Below are 19,021 nucleotides of genomic sequence, written 5' to 3'. Positions count from 1 at the left end.
CTCACACCTTCCGGAGATCGGGTAGGCCGGACTGGAGGCCGTGGGCGCAGGGGCCCGAGCCGCCGAAGAGGATCGCCAGTGCGCGTCGCAGCCACCATCCGGTCAGGGCGGCGAGGGCGAGGCCCCCCAGGGTCAGCATTCCCGGCACACTGCCCAGCGGAGGCAGGCCCGGGGTGGCGCTGGTCGGGGCGATCGCGGTGGTGGAGACCGGGCCGGCGGCCGTCGGGCTGCCTGCACCGGTGCCGGGCGTCCCGCCCGAGGCGCCGCCGCCCGAGGCGACGGGGGCCGTAGGGGCGGGTGTGCTCGACGAGGATGCCGGTGGGCTCGACGGGGTGCCGGTCGAGCCGATCGGCGGAGCGCCGATCGCCTTGACCGTCTGCGCGTCCGCGCTGGCCTGGCCGAGCACCAGGACGATCTTCGGGTGAGCCTGGGACGCCGCCAGCAGCAGGCTCTTCAACTGTCCGGCCGAGTCAGGCAGGGAGTTGGCCACCTTGTCCAGCGGCAGTGCCGGAAGCCTGCTCTTCAGTGGCTCGGTGTCGATCGTGATCACCGGCCCGCGGGCGGACACCGACGCCACGGTGCCCTTGGCCGAGTGGGTGGGCTGGGGCAGGTCGATGCTGATGCCGAGCTGCGCGAGCGCCTTGGTGGGGTTGTCGGACAGGCCCGGGATCGCCGTCGTCTTCCCCGACGCCTCGATCCCGCCGGAGGTGAGCGCGAACGAGGTGCCCATGATCGACAACCGGCCGTAGTCCACCTTGTGCACGGTCTTGGCCACGGTGGCGTCGCTGGTCGCGACCACCTGGCTGCTGATCCCGGAGAGCTGGACGATTCCGCCCAACAGGTCCAGTCGGCCGATCGCCGTGGTCGACTGGGCACTCACCGTGCTGGTGCCGTAGTCGGTCCTGCTGACGCTGCTCATCCCGCTCGGGTCGACCAACAGGCTCAGTGCGCCCAGCGGACTCGACGTCGGCTCGGCCCCGTCGGTGCCCTGCTGAGTGCCGGTCAGCGCTCCCCCGATGGCTCCGAGGTCGCCGCTCTTCAACGCATCGAGGAGCCCACCGGCGCCCGAGCCGTCCCCTGAGCCGTCCCCTGAACCGGCACTGCCGGCCTGCTGGTCACCGGCCAGGTTGCCCGAGGCGGAGTAGCCGGACCTCGCCACGCTGCTGGTCTCGCCGGCCCGCACCCGGTCGACCTGTCCGGGGAGCACTTCCTGCTTCTGCGACTGCGGGCCTCCCGGCGACTGGGCGTTGACCTGGACCGGGTAGCCCTGGGCACCGAGCTGGGGCGGGAGGCCAGCCTGGTCGACGATGGTCTTCAGGCCCTCCCCGACCGGGTCTCCCGGCCAGAGTGCCGAGGCGCGCGCCGTACCGGTGGGACCGGAGGACGCGGCGACCTTGGTGTAGGACAGGTTCAACTCGGCCTGCGGGCTGGCCGGGATCGGGATCGCGGGCTCAAAGAGCTCCAGGCGCAGCGGAGTGCCGCTCGCGGTCGTGGCGAATCCACCGAAGTCGGCAGCACGCGCCATCGTGGACGAGGGCGCCGCGACCGCCGGTGGGCAGAACAGCGCGACCGTGAGCGCGCCGAACGCGGCCACTCCGGCAGGCATCGTCCTCGTGCGCCTCATGCTGCACCTCCGAGCATCACATCGGTCATGATCTCGCGGATCTCCTCAGGTTCGCCGGACGCCACGATCCGGCCGCCGGTCATCACCGCGGCGTGATCGGCGATCCGGAGCGCGGTGCGGGCGAACTGCTCGACCACGAGGATCGACACCCCGCTGCGCGCGATCTCCGCGACAGTGTCGTAGAGGTCGTCGACGATCAGCGGTGCCAGGCCCATCGAGAGCTCGTCGAGCAGCAGCAGCGCGGGATCGGAGGTGAGCGCCCGGGCCAGGGCGACCATCTGCTGCTCGCCCCCCGACAGGGTGCCGGCCAGCTGATCGCGACGCTCGTAGAGCCGCGGGAAGTAGGCGTACGACGTCTCGAGCACCTGAGCGGCCGGGACCCCGGCGTACGACATCAGCAGCAGGTTCTCGCGGACGCTGAGGTTGGGGAAGACGCTGCGGCCCTCCGGCACGGTGGTCAGGCCAAGCCGCGCCAGCTCCTCGGGCTGGCCACCACGGACGCTGACGCCCGCCATGTGGACGTCGCCCGAGGTCTGCTCCATCTGTCCGCTGATCACCTTGAGCAGGGTCGACTTCCCGGCGCCGTTCGGACCGAGCAACGCGACCACGGCGCCTCGTGGCACCCGAAGGTCCACGCCGCGCAGGACCTCGATGCGTCCGTAGGCCGCGTGCAGGTCGATGACCTCCAGAATCGGTACGCCCATCAGTCCCTCACCGCCCCGCCGCAGGGATCTCGGCCGTGACCGGCTCGTCGAACTCCCGCGTCGTCTCGCCCGCGTGCTCGGTCTCGCTGTAGCCAAGGTAGGCCTTCTGCACCTTCGCGTCCCCCCTGATCGCGTTCGGCGTCCCGGAGGCGATCACCGATCCGAAGTCCAACACGTGCAGCATCCCGCACACCGACATCACCAGGTCCATGTCGTGCTCGACCATCAGGATCGTGCGGCCCTCGGCGGCCAGCTCGATGAGCAGCTGCCCGAACGCCTCGGTCTCCGCCTCGTCGAGACCGGAGGACGGCTCATCGAGCAGCAGCAGCCGTGGCTCGCAGGCCAGCGCCCGCGCCACCTCGAGGAGGCGGGCGGTTCCGGTGGGGACGGCGTCCGCGCGCTCGTCGGCGTACTCGGCGATCCCGACCCGCTCCAGCAACGCATCGGCGCGGTGGGCCGGCGCACGCAGCAGCCCGCGTACGCCGTCGTGGATGTCGAAGGCGACCTGGACGTTGCCGCGCACGGTCAGCGACCCGAAGGCCTCGAGCCGCTGGAAGGTGCGTCCGATCCCACGGTGCGCCCTGCTGTGCACGGACATCCGGGTGATGTCCTTGCCCTGCAGGTGGACCCGTCCGCCGGTCGGCTTCTGCAGCCCGGTGATCACATTGAAACAGGTGGTCTTGCCGGCTCCGTTCGGTCCGATCAAGCCGGTCACGGTGCCCGCCTCCACCTCGAACGAAGCGTGGTCCACAGCGGTGATCCCGCCGAACTGCACGGTCACGTCGTCAATGCGCAGCAGCGACATCGCCGGCCACCTCCTCGCCCTCCACGTCCGGGTACGGCGGCGGCGGTCCATCTCCGTCATCGCGGTCCAGGGCCATGCCCGGGAACCGCTCGGCGAGCAGCGGGTAGAGCCGCGTGTTCAGCCACCTGCCCGAGGCGAAGATCCTGCTGGCCAGCCCGTTGGGGTCGCGGCCCAGCGCGACCGCGCCGAAGCCGAGGACCACGAATGCGACGCCCGCGACGGCGGGGTGGTCGGACTGGGCCACGGGCAAGTACATCAAGAACAGTCCGCCGATCGCGGCGCCGGTGACCGAGGTGACACCCCACACCACGGCCATCAGCAGGAGCAGCAGGCTGGAGAAGAACTGGAAGTCCTGCGCGCCGACCGTGCCCCGCAGCCCGGCGAACAGCGCCCCCGCGAGCCCGGCGATGCCGGCTGAGATGGCGAAGAGCGCGATCCTGGCCCAGCGCAGGTCCAGACCCAGCGTGCCGCACGCCACCTCGCTGTCGCGCATCGCGATCAGGATCCGGCCCAGCCGGCCTCGACGGATCGCCAGCACGCCGATCGCTGCCAGCGCGAAGAAGACGATCATCATCAACGTGTACGCGCCGGTGTCCGACACCTGCAGCCCGAACAGGGAGAGCCGCGCGGCCGGCAGGGTGCCGTTGAACTTGAACGCGAACGAGGCCTGGAAGATCAGCTTGTCCATCAGCTCGGCGAACGCGAGCGTGCTCAGCGCAAGGTAAAGACCGGTGAGGCGGATGGTCGGCAGCGCCACCAGCGCGCCGCAGACCGCCGAGATCGCGATGGCAAGGAACAGCCCGAGCAGGTTCGGCTGGTCGAGCTTGCAATAGGCAAGCGCGCCCACGCCGGCGAAAGTGAACTGGGCCAGCGAGACGTGGCCGCCGTACCCGGTGAGCAGCACTAGCGACAGCATCACGATCGCGTAGGTGGCGGCCGTGCCCAGCAACAGCAGGTTGCTGCCCGACAACGTCGCGGTGAAGGCCAGTGCGACGACGACCAGGACGAGGCCCATCACCGTGGACCGCCGGAAGGACGGGACGTTCACGGCCACGAGGCCCTTGACCTGCCCGACCCGGAGCGGCGCCTGGGGCATCAGCACGATCACGACGTAGAGGAACAGCGTCGGTACCACCGCACGGAGGCCGGCGATGTCCCCGCCGGTCGGCAGGTAGCCGACGGCGTAGGACTGGACCAGGCCCAGCCCCATCGCCCCCGCGTAGGTCAGCGGCAAGCTGGTGAGCCGGCCCAGCATCGCAGCGGCATACGCGCTGATCACCAGCAGCGTCAGGTCGTAGTACTGCAGACCGATCACCGGCGTGAGGAGGATCCCGGCGAGCGCGGCCAAGGACACGCCGATCGCCCAGGACATCGCCGCGACGACCTGTGGACGGCCGCCGTACAGCTGCAGGAGCCCGGGGTTGTCGACGCTCGCCCGCATCGCCGTACCCACCCTGGTCCGGTTGAGCAACAGGTAGAGGGCCCCGGCCACCACGCCGGAGAGCACCATCGTGAGGAGCTGGTGGTAGGTCACGATCACCGATCCCATGGTGATCATGTGGCCGGCGAAGAACAGCGGAACGCTGCGGGCGGCCGGCGGCCAGATCTGCGTGGCGACGCCGATCAGGCCGACCAGGATTCCGACTGTCACCACGAGAGAGACGCCGACGGGGGCCGAGCCCAGGCCCTTGGTGAACACGCGCTGCACGAAGACCCCGACGAGCGGCGCGACCACGAGGAGGACCAGCACCAGCGACAGCCATGCGGGCAGCCCCTGGCGCTGGCTGAAGTCCCAGTACACGAACGCGAACAGCATCCCGAACGCGCCGTGGGCGATGTTGAACACCCGGGTGGTGCTGTAGGTGAGCACCAGGCCGCTCGCCGCGATGGCGTACGCCGCGCCGGTGAACAGCCCGATCAGCGTGTAGGACAGGAAGGAGCCCACGTCATCCCCTCGTCACGCCGTCGCACTGGTAGCCGCCGCTCACGGGGACCCACTTCCCGCCCCGCAGCTGCACGAACCGCCAGCACGACCCGTTGATCTTGCCGCCGACGTCCTGCGGCGCGGTCATCTTGTGGTTGGTCCACCCGTGCACACCCTTGAGGGCGGAGACCATCGAGGCGCGGGTGAGCTTGCCTCCGAGCTTGATCGCCTCCTGGGTGAACAGCGCCGCCGCGGACCAGGCGAACACCCCGTAGAAGCTGGGCGAGGCTCCCGGTGCGACCTGTTGCAGCCACCGGATGTACGTCGACATCTGCGTGTTGCTCGAGGCCTGCTCGAAGGGGACGAAGTTCATGTAGACGTAGGTGCCCTCCCCCGCGCTACCGGCCTGCTTGACGTAGCCGGGGTCGTAGACCGTCGGGTCCTGGAGGAACACGTCGGGCTTGAACTTCGCCTGCTGCATCGTCTGGACCAGACGCACCGTGTCCTGGTAGGGACCGAGGAAGATGATGTAGCGGATGCCCTTGCTCTTCATCGCCTGGACGTAGGGACCGTAGTTGAACTCGGTGGTGTCGATGCCGGCGAAGTAGTCGATCTTCATCCCGCGCTTGGCGAATGCGGAGTGCATGGTTGCCGCGTTCTGGGCTGCGCCACCGGCGTTGATGTAGAGGATCGCGGCGTGCTGGGTGGCCGCCTTGTCGTGCTTGATGAAGTAGTCGGCGGGGGCGTTCTCGTAGTAGTTGGCGTTGCTTCCCTGCGCGGCGAAGCAGGTCGTGCAGGCGTTGCGCTGGGTCGTGGTCGACGCGGTGCGGATGTCCGGCAGGCCGCACTGCTGCGCGGTCGGGGCGCCGCCGGAGTCGAAGGCGGACATCGACCCGACCGCCGCAAAGCTGGAGGCGCACAGCTGGGTGTAGGCCTGCTGGTCCGCACCGGCGTCGGTCCGGCTGTCCTCGGTGGTGAGGGCGAGCTTGCGTCCGCAGATGCTGGAGGTGGAGTTGAAGTAGGCGACGTACGCCTTGACGGCCTGCTGGGCCGAGGTGAACAGGCCCGGCACCGGGCCGCTGATGTCGGATGCGTTGCCGATCGTGATCGTGCTGTTGGTGACGCCCGTCTGGTTCTTGAAGCCGGCGCACGAGCCCTTCGGCACACCGGCGGCCGCGCTGCCACCGGTCGGGGCCGTCGAGCCACCGGTCGAGCCCGTGCTCCCGGGACCGCCACCGCCACCACTGCCGCCTGACGAGCCTGTCGTCCCGGCCGTGCCAGCGGATCCGGTGCCTCCCGTGCCACCCGTGCCACCCGTCGAACCGGTGCTCTCGGAACTGCCGGTCCCGGTCGTACCCGTCGTGGTCCCGGAAGCGGAAGCCGCCTGTCCGGCCACGGCGTCGTTGGCCGCGCGGACCTCCGCAGGGCTCAGCTGTGAGCCTCCGCACGCGGCCGCGGTCATCATGGCCACCAGGGCGGCCGCCGCCGCTGCCGTGCTATGAAGTCGACGCACTCCGATCCTCCTGGAATCCGTCCGGACACTCCTCGTGACCGGGCTAGGGGGAGTCCGGCTCTCCCGCAAGGAGAACCCCGAGCAAATCTGTAACGTGTTTCACCTGCCCGAGGTCACGGGCCCGAGGACATCTGTTTCACCGGATCGCCGGTCACCCGCCTGGCACGGCACCGACCGTCAGGGCCGGAGGACCACCTTGCAGGCCTCGTCCTGCTTCTTCTGGAAGATCTCGTAGCCGTGCGGGGCCTCGTCGAGGGGCAGCCGGTGGGTGGCGAAATCGTCGACACCCAGTGGGTCGTCGTCGCCGAGCAACGGAAGGATGTCGTCGACCCAGCGCCGGACGTTGGCCTGTCCCATCCGCAGCTGGACCTGCTTGTCGAACAGGGTCAGCATCGGCATCGGGTCCGCCGCTCCGCCGTACACGCCGATCACGGAGATGGTGCCCCCTCTGCGCACGACGTCGACCGCGGCGTGCAGCGAAGCGAGCCGGTCCACGCCTGCGATGTCCATCAGCCTCTCGGCGATCTTGCCCGGCAGCAGGCCGGTCAGCTTCTGGACCGCACTGGCCGCGGGCGACCCGTGCGCCTCCATCCCGACCGCGTCGATGACCGCGTCGGGGCCCCGGCCATCCGTGGTCTCGCGGATCATCGCACCCAGGTCGGAGAGGTCGACCTCGCGCAGGTCGATCGTCTCCGCACCGAAGGCCCGCACTCGGTTGAGCCGCTCGGTGATCAGGTCGACGGCGATCACCCGATGACCCCGATGGGCTGCGATCCGGCAGGCCATGTCGCCGATTGGGCCGACGCCCATCACCGCGACGGTGCCGCCGTCGGGGATGCCGGCGTATTCGACCGCCTGCCAGGCCGTCGGCAGCACGTCCGAGAGGTAGACGAACCGGTCGTCGGCTGGTCCCTCGGGCACCTTGATCGGGTTGTAGTCCGCCCGGGGCACTCGCAGGTATTCCGCTTGCCCGCCGGGCACCGCCCCGTAGAGCTTCGTATAGCCGTAGAGCGCGGCCCCCATCCCCTGCTCGGTGACCTGCGTGGTCTCGCATTGGGTCTGTAGTCCCTGGTTGCACATGAAGCAGGAGCCGCAGCTGATCTGGAACGGCATCACCACCCGGTCACCGGGGGCGATCCCGGTGATACCGCTGCCGACCTCCTCAACGATGCCCATCGGCTCGTGGCCGAGGATGTCGCCCGGCGTCATGAACGGGCCGAGCACCTCGTAGAGATGCAGGTCGGAACCGCAGATTCCGCTGGTGGTGATCCGCACGATCGCGTCGGTGGGCTCCTCGATCATGGGATCCGGCACCGTCTCCACCCGGACGTCCCGGGGTCCGTGCCACGTCACTGCCCTCATCGGCCTCTCCTCCTGTACTCAGTCCGGTCCCTCTCGGCCCGGTCGCATCGCGAGTCACATCCGGGGTGCCCCGTACACGGCGGTTCACGCCGGCCGCCCTCGGCGCCCTCGTCCTCGTCCTCGGGATTGGGTAGGAGCCTCCCGCTCAGTCCTCCTGGAGCCGTGCGTAGGCCTGCTGCAACGCGTCCGAGGCACCGACGATCGAGAACACCGCTGCCCACGCGCGGGCGACCCGCGGGGCGAACAGCAGTCCGGTCTCGTAGGCTCCGGCCACCCACGGCGCCAGGCAGAAGGGGCACGACAACAGCTCGCCCACGGTGTGCCGGGCATGGCCGGGCTTCGGGCTCTCGGCCAGCTCCGCCGGCCCCGACACACCTTCGAAGTCAGTGAACGGGGCCCGGATCGGCACGGTCACCGGATCCTTGGCGATCAAGCGGGTGAACTTCTGGGTCGCCAGCGCTCCGAGGAGCAGGTCCTGGGTCCGATAGTGGTCGGGCATGCCCTTGCGGCGGGCCGCCAGCAGCACCCCGATCGACGTCGTACCGAAGACGGCGAGCGCGGCGGCGAAGCTCGCCACCCGGACTGGTGCGTGCGGATTGTCGTCACTCATCCGCCGCGGGTACCCGACGCGCCCGGGGGCAATCGGCCTGCGAACGGCTCCGCCGATCGGTCAGTCGGACCAGCGCAGCAGCGCCGCGACCGGGCCCGCCGGCATCATTTCCGCCGGGAGCAGGGCGACCTGAGCGCCAGACAGCGCGGCGCCCGCCACCAGCGCCCGGTCCGCAGGCAGCTCGTCGGCCTCCAGCGCACGGGGCGGGAGCACCAGGCCCGGGTGCTCCTGCGGGCGCACCGTCATATCCTCCAGCCCGGCGAGGTCGACCAGCAGCGTGTCCACGCGCTGCTGGACAAGGGCGTCGAGCACCGGGGCCAGCCCGGAGACCGCGACGCCGTTGCTCACCCCCTCGGCCAGCCGGTCGACAAGTACCCGGTCCCGCTCCGCCTCCACTGCCGCGAGCGCCGACTCCACCTCCGACCACATCGCGTCGTCGGACACCCCGGAGGCACGGCCACCCGACTTCAACGCGACGACTGGCGTGTCGCGTTCGCTCCAGGCGTTGACCAGGTCGGCACGGGCACGGACATCGCCGCACACGAGCATCACCAGGGGCCGGTGCCGGCGAGCCATCGAACGGGCTGCCTCCGCGACCTCCTCGGCGTTGTGCTGCCAGCGGTTCTCGGCGGTCTGCTGGAACTGCTTCTGTGCCCAGTCCCCCGGCTGCACCTTGGTGATGTAGTAGTCCAGGCCGTGCACGGACCGCTCTGCGGTGGGTGGACGGCTCGCCGCGGCGTACATCTCGAGGTCGGCGCCCACCCTGTCTATCCGCACCAGCAGGAACGGGAGCGCCGCGTCCTCGGCGCGCAGCCACCCGCGCAGGTCGGGCAGCACGCCCACATCGACGGTCTCCGGCCAGGACGCGTGCAGCGCGTGCACGTCGTCCAGTGCGACCCGGTCCCCGACCGCGACGATGGTCCGACGCTGCTCCCCCGGCAGATGGGTCGGCTCGGTGAGCCGGCTGCCGATCTCCTCGAGGAGCCCCGCACCAACCCCCGCCTCCTCGAGCTGGTGACGCAGGGTCGTCCAGCGCGACTCGATCTGCCGAGCGCCGTCCTCGCCCGTGCGCCCGACCTCCGCGTCCACCGTCAGGAACTCCCCGTCGTGGCCGAGGATCTCCTGGACCGTCTCCAGCCGCATGCTGTCTCCGTTCAGCTCTTGTTGCTCGACGCCTTGCCGCCCTTGCGGCCCGCCTTCTTCTTCTGGGCGGTGGTGCCGCCCTGGGAGCTGTTGCCTCCCGAGCCGCTGCTCTTCCCGCCGCGCGACGACGAGCCCTCGGAGTTGGCGATCTTGGCGGCACGCTGCTTCGACATGCCCTTGTCCTTGAGGGCCTCGTACTGCTTCTCGTTCTTCACGTTCGCGGACTTGCTGGGCATCTCTGGCTCCTGTTCCCCGGCCGTCGCGGCCGGTCCGATGCTGACGCCAGAAGTACCCGTCGCCGTGACGCCCATGCGGTGTGCGACCTCATCGCACACGTACGACGGCGTGCATCGGCCGCAGCTGCCCGGGCATCCGGGAGGAGAGGTCGATCGACCCTGCGACCGGCAGCGTGAGCGCGCGCTGGCGACCCGGCGCGATCGGCGCGAGGTGCACGCGCCGGTGCCCGGTCACGATGACCAGGTCGTGCTCGGTGGCGCCCGCGTTGGTGACGACCAGGTGCAGTCGTCCGGGCTTCACCTCGGCGGACGAGACATTGATCTCCCACTCGGTGAGGCCGACCCTGAGCCGGTGCGTCGGGGCTGGTGCTCCCACGTCACCGCCCGAGGGCGACGGACCGACCTCCCCGCAGGCGGCCAGCAGCACGATGGCGCAGAGGGCAGCCGTCGCCCACCGGGTCGCCCGTCTCATCGATCCTCCCGGAGCAGTCGTCGCACCTGGTCGGCGGCTGGGTGATGCGGGAACTGCCTCAGGAAGGACCGCAGCTCCGTCCGCGCGGCCTCGCGGTGCAGGGCTCGCTCGGCCAGCCCGAGCACCAGCATCGCCATGGCGCGCTGGGGGCCGGCCGAGGCCGCCGTACGGCGCACCAGCGGGATCGCCGCTCGCGGGTGCCCCTCCTCGAGCAGGTCGAGAGCCGTGCGCGTGCGCTGCGCCGCACTCAGCGGTGCAGTCGCCTCATCGGGGGCGCTCGTCGCCGACACACGGGGGGTCGCCGCGCTGCCGTTGACCAGGACCGGGACCGCGACGGCGACCACCACGCAAGCACAGCCCGCCACCGCGAGCCGGACGGGAGCGATGCCCGCGGTGGACGGCCGTGGTCCTGCGACGCCACGCACCGGACGCCGTCGTCGCGCGACCAGCAGCCATACGACGACACCACCGAGCAGGACCGCAGCCGGGACCACCCACAGGACCAGGCCGGGTCCCCCCGAGTCCGGGATCAGCAGCACCCGCTCGCCGTACCGTTGCCGAAACCAGGACCGGATCTGGTCGGGGCTGCGCCCGGCGGACAGCTGGGCGCGGATCTCGCTGCGCATGCTGCGGGCGATCGGCGCATTGGAGGCCGCTACCGACTCCGCCTCGCAGGTCGGGCAGCGCAACGTGGCTGCGACCTGGTCGACCTGCTCCCCCAGCGAGGGTCGCGGAGCACCGTGCTGCACTCCGAGGATCACGGCAGCAACGAGGGCGACGAGGGAGACGACCAGGCCAAGCCCGGGTGCGAATCGGCGGACGACACCCCTCACGATCCCTCACCCGCCACTGCCTTGAGCTTCCCGTCGAGCCACTCCCTGCTGATCGCGCCGAGCCAGCGAGCGCGGACGACGCCCCGGGCGTCCAGCACGACCGTCTCGGGCACTCCCGTGGCTCCCCAGTCCACCGCGAGCCGTCCGTGCGGATCGCGCACGGCGAGGATCCCGCGGGCGTGCACCTCGGCCAGCAGGGAGCGGGCTGCCGCCGGCCCGTCGCGGGTGTCGATCGTCACCAGCCGCACCCCACGCGAGCGCCAGCTGCGGGCGAGGGCAGCCAGCGTCGGGAGCTCCTGCCGGCAGGGAGCGCACCACGACGCCCAGACGTTCACGATCGTCACGTGGCCCGGTCGTAGCCGGAACGCCTTTCCGTCGAGGGTCGTCCCACGCAGCTCGGGCGCCGGACGGCCCTGCATCGACGCACCGGCGGCCTCGCTGGGGTGCCGGTCCATCGCCACGCCCAGCCCGACCACGAGCGCGACCACCAACATCAGCACCCCGACGATCCCCCAGCGCTGCGCGCTCACTGCTGCTCCATCAGGACGGCGACGGGCTCGCGGGCAGGGTCGGGCTCGGTCCCCGGCACCGCGTCGTGGGCCGACGCCGGTACCGTCGTACGCCGACGCCGCGGCCAGAGCGCCGTAAGCCCGCCCAGCACTGCGATCGCGCCGCCGGCCCAGATCCAGTCGACCATCGCGTTCACCGCGAGCCGCAGCTCGGCGGTCCGGCCGCCGTCGGTGGACAGCAGCGTGACGTAGACGTCGGCGAACGGACCGACGACGACCGCCGGACTGGTCACCGTCATCTGACGCGCGGTGAAGTTCCGCAGCTGCGGACGCAGCACGGTCACACTGCCGTCGGGGCGGGTAAGGAGCAGCCTGGCCGTGACGGTCCGCCCCGCTCCCGTCGTACTGCTGCTGACGGACTGCAGCCGGAAGTCACGGCCGGCGACGGTCGTGACGGACCCCTTCGACACGCTGTGGTCGACCACGTGCGTGTACGACGACGAGGCCGCGATCCCGACCGCCGCGACTACGACGCCGACGTGAACGACGAGCCCGGCCAACCGATGCCGGGTGACCCGCTCCTGCCCGCGGCCCCGGCTCCGCAGTCGCAGTGCGGTGTCGACCAGGGTGGTGGTGACCACGTAGGCCGCCAGCCCGAAGGTGGCCAGTGCCATCCCCCCCGTGGGTGCGGCAAGCAGCACCACGCAGACGGTGAGGGCACCGACCACGATCCCGGGCAGCACCCGCGGCGCGAGCGCATGCAGGGCCGCGCTGCTCGACCGGACCCGCCAGTCGAGCATCGGCCCGATGCCCATCAGCACGAGCAGCAGCAGCGCCACCGGCAGCGCCGCCCTGTTGAAGTACGGCGGCCCGACGGAGAGCTGGGCGCCCGTGGTGACCTGCGCGACGATCGGGAAGAGCGTGCCGATCAACACCGTGGTGGCCAGCGCCACCAGGAGCAGGTTCTCCAGGGTGATCGCCGTGCCCCGACCGAGCGGCGCGCCGACCCCTGCTCGTGGGCGTCCTCGGGCTGTGGGAGCCGTGCGCAGCAGGGCCAGCACCAGGGCACCGACCACGAGGGCGGCCAGGAAGCCCAGCAGGACGGGTCCGACGCCGGACTCGGCGAACGAGTGCACGCTGGTCACCAGCCCCGACCGGGTCAGGAAGCTGGCCAGGCAGGCCAGCACGAAGGTGGTCACCGCCAGGGTGAGGTTCCACATCGACAACGCGCGTCGGTTCCGCTGCACCATGCAGGAGTGCAGCAGCGCGGTCGCGGTCAACCACGGCAGCAGCGAGGCGTTCTCGACCGGGTCCCAGGCCCAGTAGCCACCCCAGCCGAGGACGGCGTAGGACCACCACGCGCCCATCACGATCCCCGCCGTCAGCAGGATCCAGGCGGTCAGGGTGCTGGACCTCAGCACCGCCACCCAGCGCGAGCCGGTCCGTGCGGTCACCAGTCCGGCCACCGCGTAGGAGAACGGCACGGCCATGCCGAGCAGGCCCAGGTAGAGCAGCGGCGGGTGGATGCCCATCGCGGCATGGTCCTGGAGCAACGGCGTCGGACCCGGACCGTCCGCAGGCACCGGCGACACCCGGTCGAACACGTCGCCGGAGAACAGTGCGAGGCCGCAGAAGAAGGCCGTCGCGGCGGACAGCACCGCCAGCGCCCAGGCGCGGACGTCGGGCGCCACCGCGCGAATCCTCAGCCCCTCCACCGCCAGGTAGCCGGCCAGGATCAGCACCCACAGGAGCATCGACCCGTCGTGCGCCGCCCACAGACTGGTCACCGTGTAGTACGTCGGCGTCGACAGGCTGCCGTTCTCCGCGACGAAGCGGACCGCGAAGTCGTGGGTGAGCAGCGCCCACTCCAGGGTGGCCACCGTCGCGGCAGCGCCGAGCAGGGGGACCACCGCCACCCACCGCGCGGGCGCACGCCCTCTCAGCGCGGCGCTCCCGCAGAGTCCCGCCGAGGCGACCGCACCGCTCAGCGCGACCGCCAGCGAGAAGGTGCCGATCCAGCCGATCACGTCGCGCCCGCCGTCAGCCGGAGTCGCCCGCTGCGCGGTACTGGTTGGAGTGCCGGACCTCGACCGAGTCGGCTCGGAAGACCTTGCCGTCGATGTAGTGCCCGATCACCACCGCGCCCTGGCCGCCGCGGAAGGTGCTGGGCGGGGTCCCGTGCGACACGACCACCACGTCGTGGGCGCCGTCGGTGAGGACGAAGCGCACCTCGGCCCCGTGGTGGTGCACGCTGCCCGGCTCGACCATCCCGCCCAGGCGCACCGACTGCTGGGAGCTGACTGCGTTGGCGTCCAGCTCCGACGGGGTGCGGTAGTAGTCGAAGGTGCCCTGCATCGCGGCCGCACTGAGCAGGCCCGCCGCGGCCAGGACCGCGATCACCACCACCAGCAGCGGCAGGCGCCGCCGACGCCTCACCGCCGGCCCGCCCGACGCAGGCTCACGACCCACATCGCGAGCCACACGAGAGCACACAGTCCGTAGCCCAGGCCGACGGTCGCCCAGCCACCCATCAGCGCTCGCCCCCGGATGCAGCGACGTCGTTGCGGACGGCGTCCTCGGTCGCCGAACCTGCAGGGATGCACCGTTGCGCGAGGACACGCAGCCGTGCGACTCCGGTGGCGACCTGCTCCTGACGCACGGTCAGCTGGTGGTAGCGACGGCGCAGCCACCAGATGCCCGCGAGCGTGAACGTCAGCATGCTGACGGCGAGCGCAAGCAGCATGGTGTGGTCGATCGGATCCGACAGGGACGGCCGCAGCAGGGTCGGCGGCTGGTGGATGCTGCGCCACCAGAGCACGGAGAGATGCACCACGGGCACCTCCAGGGAGATCACCAGCCCCAGGACCGCCGTACGACGGCGGGCGCGCTGGTCGTTCCCGGAGAAGCCGCGGAACGCGAGCAGGCCGATCAGGCTGACCACGAGGACCGCGGTGGTCACCAGTCGTGGATCCCAGGTCCACCAGACACCCCAGGCACGCTGTCCCCAGACGCTGCCCTCGACGAACGCCAGCGCCATCGCGACCGTGCCCAGCTCCGCGGCGGCCCGTGCCACCCGGTCCCATCGGGCACTGCCGACCAGGACCACCATCAGGCTCGCCAGCGCCATCAGCCCGACCGCGAGGAAGCCGGTCCAGGCACTCGGCACGTGCACGTACATCAGCCGTTGGGCGTTCCCCTGGACGGAGTCGGGAGGCGCGACCACCAGGCCGAGCACGAGAGCTGCCGCACCGCAGAGCAGCACGGCAGCGCCGAGAAGCATGTCGGGCCGGACCCCTCGATGAACGGCGCCGTCCCCTCCGGTGCTGCTACCTCCCGCGCGGGACGGAACGGAGTCGGGGTCGAGGGATCGCATGGGTGCCTCCTCGGGGTGCGGGCCACAGGAACTCCGGTCGCCGTACCCACTTCGTCGGTGCGCAATCGGAAGGCGTAATCGGAGGGCGCAATCGGAAGGAGTGTTCGTCCAATCTCCCCCTCCGTTTGCCCGCCGGACCCCCGGGTACGCCTCCCGCACCCGACGAGCGGCGGAGGTTGCCCCGGGCCCGATTCGGGGTTGGTCACGACTTCGACGAGGAGGACGCATGCGCCAGCGCGGCCACCGCAGCGGTGGACGCCGTGCTGCCGTACTCATCGGGCTGACTGTTGCGGTGTCTGCTCTCTCCGGCTGTGAGCACCGCTCCCCCTCGACGCTGCAGCCCGAAGGCCCCAAGGCCTCGATCGCGGCCGAGTCGTGGTGGCTGCTCTTCGCCGTCGCCGCGTTCGTCTGCCTCGTGGTGATCGCGATGACGCTGCTCGCCGTGGTGTTCCGGCGCCGCGGCCGCAACCCAGAGGTGAAGCAGGGCGACGGGAAGCGGTACGTCCTGGTGCTCGGAGTGATCATCCCGGGCATCGTCTTCGCCGCGACCTTCGCGCTGAGCGTCACCGATCTGGTGAAGACGTCGAGCCCCGCGGAGCACCCGGCCATGACCGTCGATGTGATCGGCCACCGCTGGTGGTGGGAGTTCCGGTACGACGGCACCCGCGCCGTGACCGCCAACGAGCTGCACGTGCCGGTCGGAACACCGATCGAGCTGCGGCTGCGCAGTGACGACGTGATCCACAGCTTCTGGGTCCCGAAGATCATGCCGAAGATGGATGTCTTCCCGCACCGCATCAACCAGACCTGGGTGACCGTCGACCGCGTCGGCCGCTTCCAAGGCGAGTGCGCGGAGTACTGCGGGCTCCAGCATGCGCACATGGGCTTCGAGGTGGTCGCCCAGCCTCGGGACTCGTTCCGCAGCTGGCTGGCCGACCAGAGCAACGACGCCACCGCGCCCGCTACCGCCGAGGAGCACCGCGGGATGGAGGTCTTCACCACCGGCAGCTGCGCGACCTGTCACACCATCCGGGGAACGTCGGCCGCGGGAACGATCGGACCGGACCTCACGCACCTGGCCACCCGCGACCGACTCGCGGGCGGCGCCATTCCCAACGACATCGGCCACCTCTCCGGCTGGGTCGCCGACTCCCAAGCGGTGAAGCCCGGCAACCGGATGCCGCCCCAGCGCCTGTCCCCCGCCGATCTGCACGCAGTCGTCACCTATCTCGAGAGCCTGGAGTAGCCCGATGACGACCATCGACGCGAGCGACGTCCCCCCGGCCACGGCCCGGCGGGTGCGCGAGGGTGTCCGCCCCGAGCGCGCCGTCGCCGAGGCTGCGGTCGGCGCGGCCCTTGATGCGCAGTGGGAGGAGGAGCCTGGACTCAAGGGCTTCCTGACCACCGTCAACCACAAGCGCATCGGCAGGCGCTACCTGGTCACGGCCACCGTCTTCTTCATGCTGGCCGGGGCCGAGGCGCTGGTGATGCGCACCCAGCTCGGTCAGCCGGACAACGGCGTGGTCAGCCCCGGACTCTACGACGAGCTCTTCAGCCTGCACGGCACCGCGATGATCTTCTTCTTCGCGACGCCGATGAACGCCGGCTTCGGCAACTTCGTCCTGCCACTGATGATCGGCACGCGCGACATGGCCTTCCCGCGGCTGAATGCGCTGAGCTACTGGATCTTCCTGTTCTCGGGGATCTTCATGTTCACCAGCCTGCCGCTCGGCATGGCTCCGAATGCGGGCTGGTTCGCCTATGTGCCGTTGAGCAACGAGTACTCCCCCGAGCTCAACCTCGACTTCTACTCGCTCGGGCTGCTCTTCCTGGCCGTCTCCACCACCATCGGGTCGATCAACCTGATCGTCACCACCTTGAAGATGCGTGCGCCGGGCATGTCGCTGAACCGGATGCCGCTGTTCGTGTGGGCGATCCTGACGCAGTCGGTGATGCTGGTGTTTGCGCTGCCGCCCCTGGACACCGCGAACCTGATGCTGTTCTTGGACCGTCGCTTCGGCGCGCGGTTCTTCGACCCGAACCATGGTGGCGACGCGGTGCTCTGGCAGCACCTGTTCTGGCTCTTCGGTCACCCCGATGTCTACATCATCGTGCTGCCGGCGATGGGGATCGTCTCGACGATCATCCCGGTGTTCGCCCGGCGACCGATCCTCGCCTATCCGTACGTCGTCCTGGCGACCGTGGGCACCGGCATCATCTCCTTCGGCGTCTGGGTGCACCACATGTTCGCCGTCGGGCTGTCCGACGTCTCCCTGACGTTCTTCTCGGCGGCAACCCTGACGATCAGCATCCCGGCGGGCATCCAGATGTTCGCCTGGATCGGCACGATGTGGCGAGGGCGGGTGAGCGTCACGCCCGCGATGCTCTACGCCATCGGCTTCATCGTGGCATTCGTGATGGGCGGCGTGACCGGGGTGATGTTCGCCGTGGTCACCTTCGACCAGCAGGTGACCGACTCCTACTTCGTGGTCGCCCACTTCCACTATGTGCTGTTCGGCGGCGCCGTGCTGCCCATGCTGGGCGGCCTCTTCTACTGGTGGCCGAAGATGACCGGCCGGATGGTCAGCAACGTGGGTGGGATCTGGAGCTTCGTGCTGGTCTTCGCCGGTCTCAACCTCACCTTCTTCCCGATGCACATCTCCGGTCTGCTGGGCATGCCGCGACGCATCTACACCTACAGTCCCGACGACGGGTGGACGCTGTGGAATCTGCTGTCCACGCTGGGGTCCTACCTGCTCGGTGCCGGCTTCGTGGTCACCCTCCTGGTGTTCGCGCAGAGCCTGCTGCACGGACGTCGGGCGCCGGACGACCCATGGGAGGCGAACACCCTCGAGTGGAGCACCGGCTCGCCGCCCAAGCCGTACAACTTCCCGGTGGTTCCCACCGTGCACAGCCTGAATCCGCTCTGGGACGGCGATTCGACGCAGTCGATCATCGACCACCGTGACGATCCGGAACGCACGATGACCGACCACCACCAGGCGCTGCGCACCAGCGAGCTCGACGGCCGCATCGAGCGGATCATGGCGATGCCGGGCGAGACCATGCAGCCCCTGATCGTGGCGATCTTCCTCACCGGCAGCGTAGTGCTGCTGTTGGTCGGCTGGTACGTCGCGGCCGGCGTCTCCTTCGCCCTGATGGCCGCGACCATCGGCTGGTGGATGTGGCAGCGGCCCGAGATCGACGAGCCCGAGTCGATCCACGACCTCCCGCGACCTCGCCGGGAAGCCACGAGGACGGTCGCGCCATGACGAGCCTTGACAGCCTGGACAGCCTGGACAGCACCGAGGCCAGTGCCCGCCGGACACCGACCGTGGTGCCGGAGGCCCCTGTCGGCCGGACGACGGGCTGGTGGGCGATGGCGCTGTTCATCGCGACGGAGGCCGCCATGTTCGCCGCCTTCCTGGCGAGCTACTTCTACCTGCGGTTCGGCCACCAGGGTCCGTGGCCGCCCACCGGGGACAAGCCGCCGCACCTGCTGGTCTCGTCCATCGGCACCGGCATCCTGCTGCTCAGCTGCGTGCCGATGTTCCTCTCCGTGCGCAGCGCGCGCCGCCGACCCCGTGGCACCGCCCTGCTGACCCTCGTGGCAGCGCTGGGCGGGATCGCCTTCGTCGTCCTGCAGTGGATCGACTGGACCGAGGAGTGGCCGGCGTCGACGATGAGCAAGGACGCCTACGGCTCGATGCTGTACACCATCACCGGTCTGCACGCCGTACACGTGATCCTCGGCGTCCTGATGCTCGGCCTGCTGGCGCTGGGCTCCCTGCTCCGCGGCCCGCGGAGGGCGCAGGGTGGGGCCGGTGCCGTCGTGGCGATGTACTGGTACTTCCTGTCGGTGCTCGCCGTCGCGGTCTACCTCACCGTCTACATCTCTCCGCACGTGTGAGGC

The 19,021-nt window shown here is 70.4% G+C and carries 18 protein-coding genes; 3 read left to right on the top strand and 15 right to left on the bottom strand.

The features are described from left to right. Position 1: 1 nt before the first annotated feature. The 15 genes from Q9R13_RS02215 to ccsA form a co-directional block, all read right to left on the bottom strand. Positions 2-1,624: a hypothetical protein gene (locus Q9R13_RS02215; RefSeq protein WP_310963415.1), complete on the bottom strand. Its 1,623-nt coding sequence runs from the start codon at positions 1,622-1,624 to the stop codon at positions 2-4. Further along, positions 1,621-2,328: an ABC transporter ATP-binding protein gene (locus Q9R13_RS02210; RefSeq protein ID WP_310963414.1), complete on the bottom strand. Its 708-nt coding sequence runs from the start codon at positions 2,326-2,328 to the stop codon at positions 1,621-1,623. The genes Q9R13_RS02215 and Q9R13_RS02210 overlap by 4 nt, the downstream gene beginning before the upstream one ends. Positions 2,329-2,335: 7 nt before the next feature. Next, on the bottom strand, positions 2,336-3,133 hold the full coding sequence (locus Q9R13_RS02205) for an ABC transporter ATP-binding protein (RefSeq protein ID WP_310963413.1): 798 nt from the start codon (positions 3,131-3,133) through the stop codon (positions 2,336-2,338). Then, on the bottom strand, positions 3,114-5,078 hold the full coding sequence (locus tag Q9R13_RS02200; protein WP_310963412.1) for an ABC transporter permease: 1,965 nt from the start codon (positions 5,076-5,078) through the stop codon (positions 3,114-3,116). Before Q9R13_RS02200 ends, Q9R13_RS02205 begins: the two co-directional genes overlap by 20 nt. A gap of 1 nt (position 5,079) precedes the next feature. Further along, on the bottom strand, positions 5,080-6,570 hold the full coding sequence (locus Q9R13_RS02195) for an ABC transporter substrate-binding protein (RefSeq protein WP_310963411.1): 1,491 nt from the start codon (positions 6,568-6,570) through the stop codon (positions 5,080-5,082). A 177-nt stretch (positions 6,571-6,747) separates the two neighbouring features. Continuing rightward, entirely contained in the window at positions 6,748-7,932 is a 1,185-nt protein-coding gene (locus tag Q9R13_RS02190; protein ID WP_310963410.1) for a zinc-dependent alcohol dehydrogenase, read from the bottom strand. A gap of 145 nt (positions 7,933-8,077) precedes the next feature. Then, on the bottom strand, positions 8,078-8,542 hold the full coding sequence (locus tag Q9R13_RS02185) for a DUF1360 domain-containing protein (protein WP_310963409.1): 465 nt from the start codon (positions 8,540-8,542) through the stop codon (positions 8,078-8,080). Positions 8,543-8,602: 60 nt separating this feature from the next. Continuing rightward, a complete protein-coding gene (locus Q9R13_RS02180; RefSeq protein WP_310963407.1) occupies positions 8,603-9,685 on the bottom strand; it encodes a baeRF2 domain-containing protein in 1,083 nt (360 codons plus the stop codon). 11 nt (positions 9,686-9,696) lie between these two features. Next, complete coding sequence (locus Q9R13_RS02175) at positions 9,697-9,921, bottom strand: DUF7218 family protein (RefSeq protein WP_310963406.1); 225 nt, start codon at positions 9,919-9,921, stop codon at positions 9,697-9,699. Positions 9,922-10,009: 88 nt separating this feature from the next. Beyond that, positions 10,010-10,393, bottom strand: coding sequence for a hypothetical protein (locus Q9R13_RS02170; protein ID WP_310963404.1), 384 nt, complete (start codon positions 10,391-10,393; stop codon positions 10,010-10,012). Then, the gene (locus tag Q9R13_RS02165) at positions 10,390-11,226 is read right to left on the bottom strand and encodes a cytochrome c-type biogenesis protein (RefSeq protein WP_310963402.1); all 837 of its coding nucleotides are present in this window, start codon (positions 11,224-11,226) and stop codon (positions 10,390-10,392) included. The genes Q9R13_RS02170 and Q9R13_RS02165 overlap by 4 nt, the downstream gene beginning before the upstream one ends. After that, entirely contained in the window at positions 11,223-11,756 is a 534-nt protein-coding gene (locus Q9R13_RS02160; RefSeq protein WP_310963401.1) for a TlpA family protein disulfide reductase, read from the bottom strand. The genes Q9R13_RS02165 and Q9R13_RS02160 overlap by 4 nt, the downstream gene beginning before the upstream one ends. Next, a complete protein-coding gene (locus Q9R13_RS02155) occupies positions 11,753-13,762 on the bottom strand; it encodes a heme lyase CcmF/NrfE family subunit (RefSeq protein WP_310963400.1) in 2,010 nt (669 codons plus the stop codon). Before Q9R13_RS02155 ends, Q9R13_RS02160 begins: the two co-directional genes overlap by 4 nt. Positions 13,763-13,775: 13 nt before the next feature. Next, positions 13,776-14,171: a cytochrome c maturation protein CcmE gene (locus Q9R13_RS02150; protein WP_310963399.1), complete on the bottom strand. Its 396-nt coding sequence runs from the start codon at positions 14,169-14,171 to the stop codon at positions 13,776-13,778. A gap of 94 nt (positions 14,172-14,265) precedes the next feature. Beyond that, complete coding sequence (gene ccsA, locus Q9R13_RS02145) at positions 14,266-15,108, bottom strand: cytochrome c biogenesis protein CcsA (RefSeq protein ID WP_310963398.1); 843 nt, start codon at positions 15,106-15,108, stop codon at positions 14,266-14,268. Between the two features lie 226 nt (positions 15,109-15,334). On the opposite strand from ccsA, the gene coxB reads away from it, so the two are divergent. The 3 genes from coxB to Q9R13_RS02130 are packed head-to-tail and all read left to right on the top strand — an operon-like array spanning position 15,335 to position 19,018. Then, positions 15,335-16,354 carry a cytochrome c oxidase subunit II gene (coxB, locus tag Q9R13_RS02140; protein WP_310963397.1) on the top strand — a complete coding sequence of 340 codons (1,020 nt, stop codon included), beginning with the start codon at positions 15,335-15,337 and terminating at the stop codon, positions 16,352-16,354. 4 nt (positions 16,355-16,358) lie between these two features. Beyond that, positions 16,359-18,380 (top strand): cytochrome c oxidase subunit I, encoded by a 2,022-nt coding sequence (ctaD, locus tag Q9R13_RS02135; protein WP_310963395.1) that lies wholly within the window; start codon positions 16,359-16,361, stop codon positions 18,378-18,380. Continuing rightward, positions 18,377-19,018: a cytochrome c oxidase subunit 3 gene (locus tag Q9R13_RS02130; protein ID WP_310963393.1), complete on the top strand. Its 642-nt coding sequence runs from the start codon at positions 18,377-18,379 to the stop codon at positions 19,016-19,018. Before ctaD ends, Q9R13_RS02130 begins: the two co-directional genes overlap by 4 nt. Positions 19,019-19,021: the final 3 nt, after the last annotated feature.

The sequence above is a fragment of the Nocardioides marmorisolisilvae genome (genome assembly GCF_031656915.1).
Lineage (GTDB): Bacteria > Actinomycetota > Actinomycetes > Propionibacteriales > Nocardioidaceae > Marmoricola > Marmoricola terrisoli.
The sequence above is the reverse complement of the archived record's forward strand: the minus strand, read 5'-3'. Positions and strand labels throughout refer to the sequence as shown.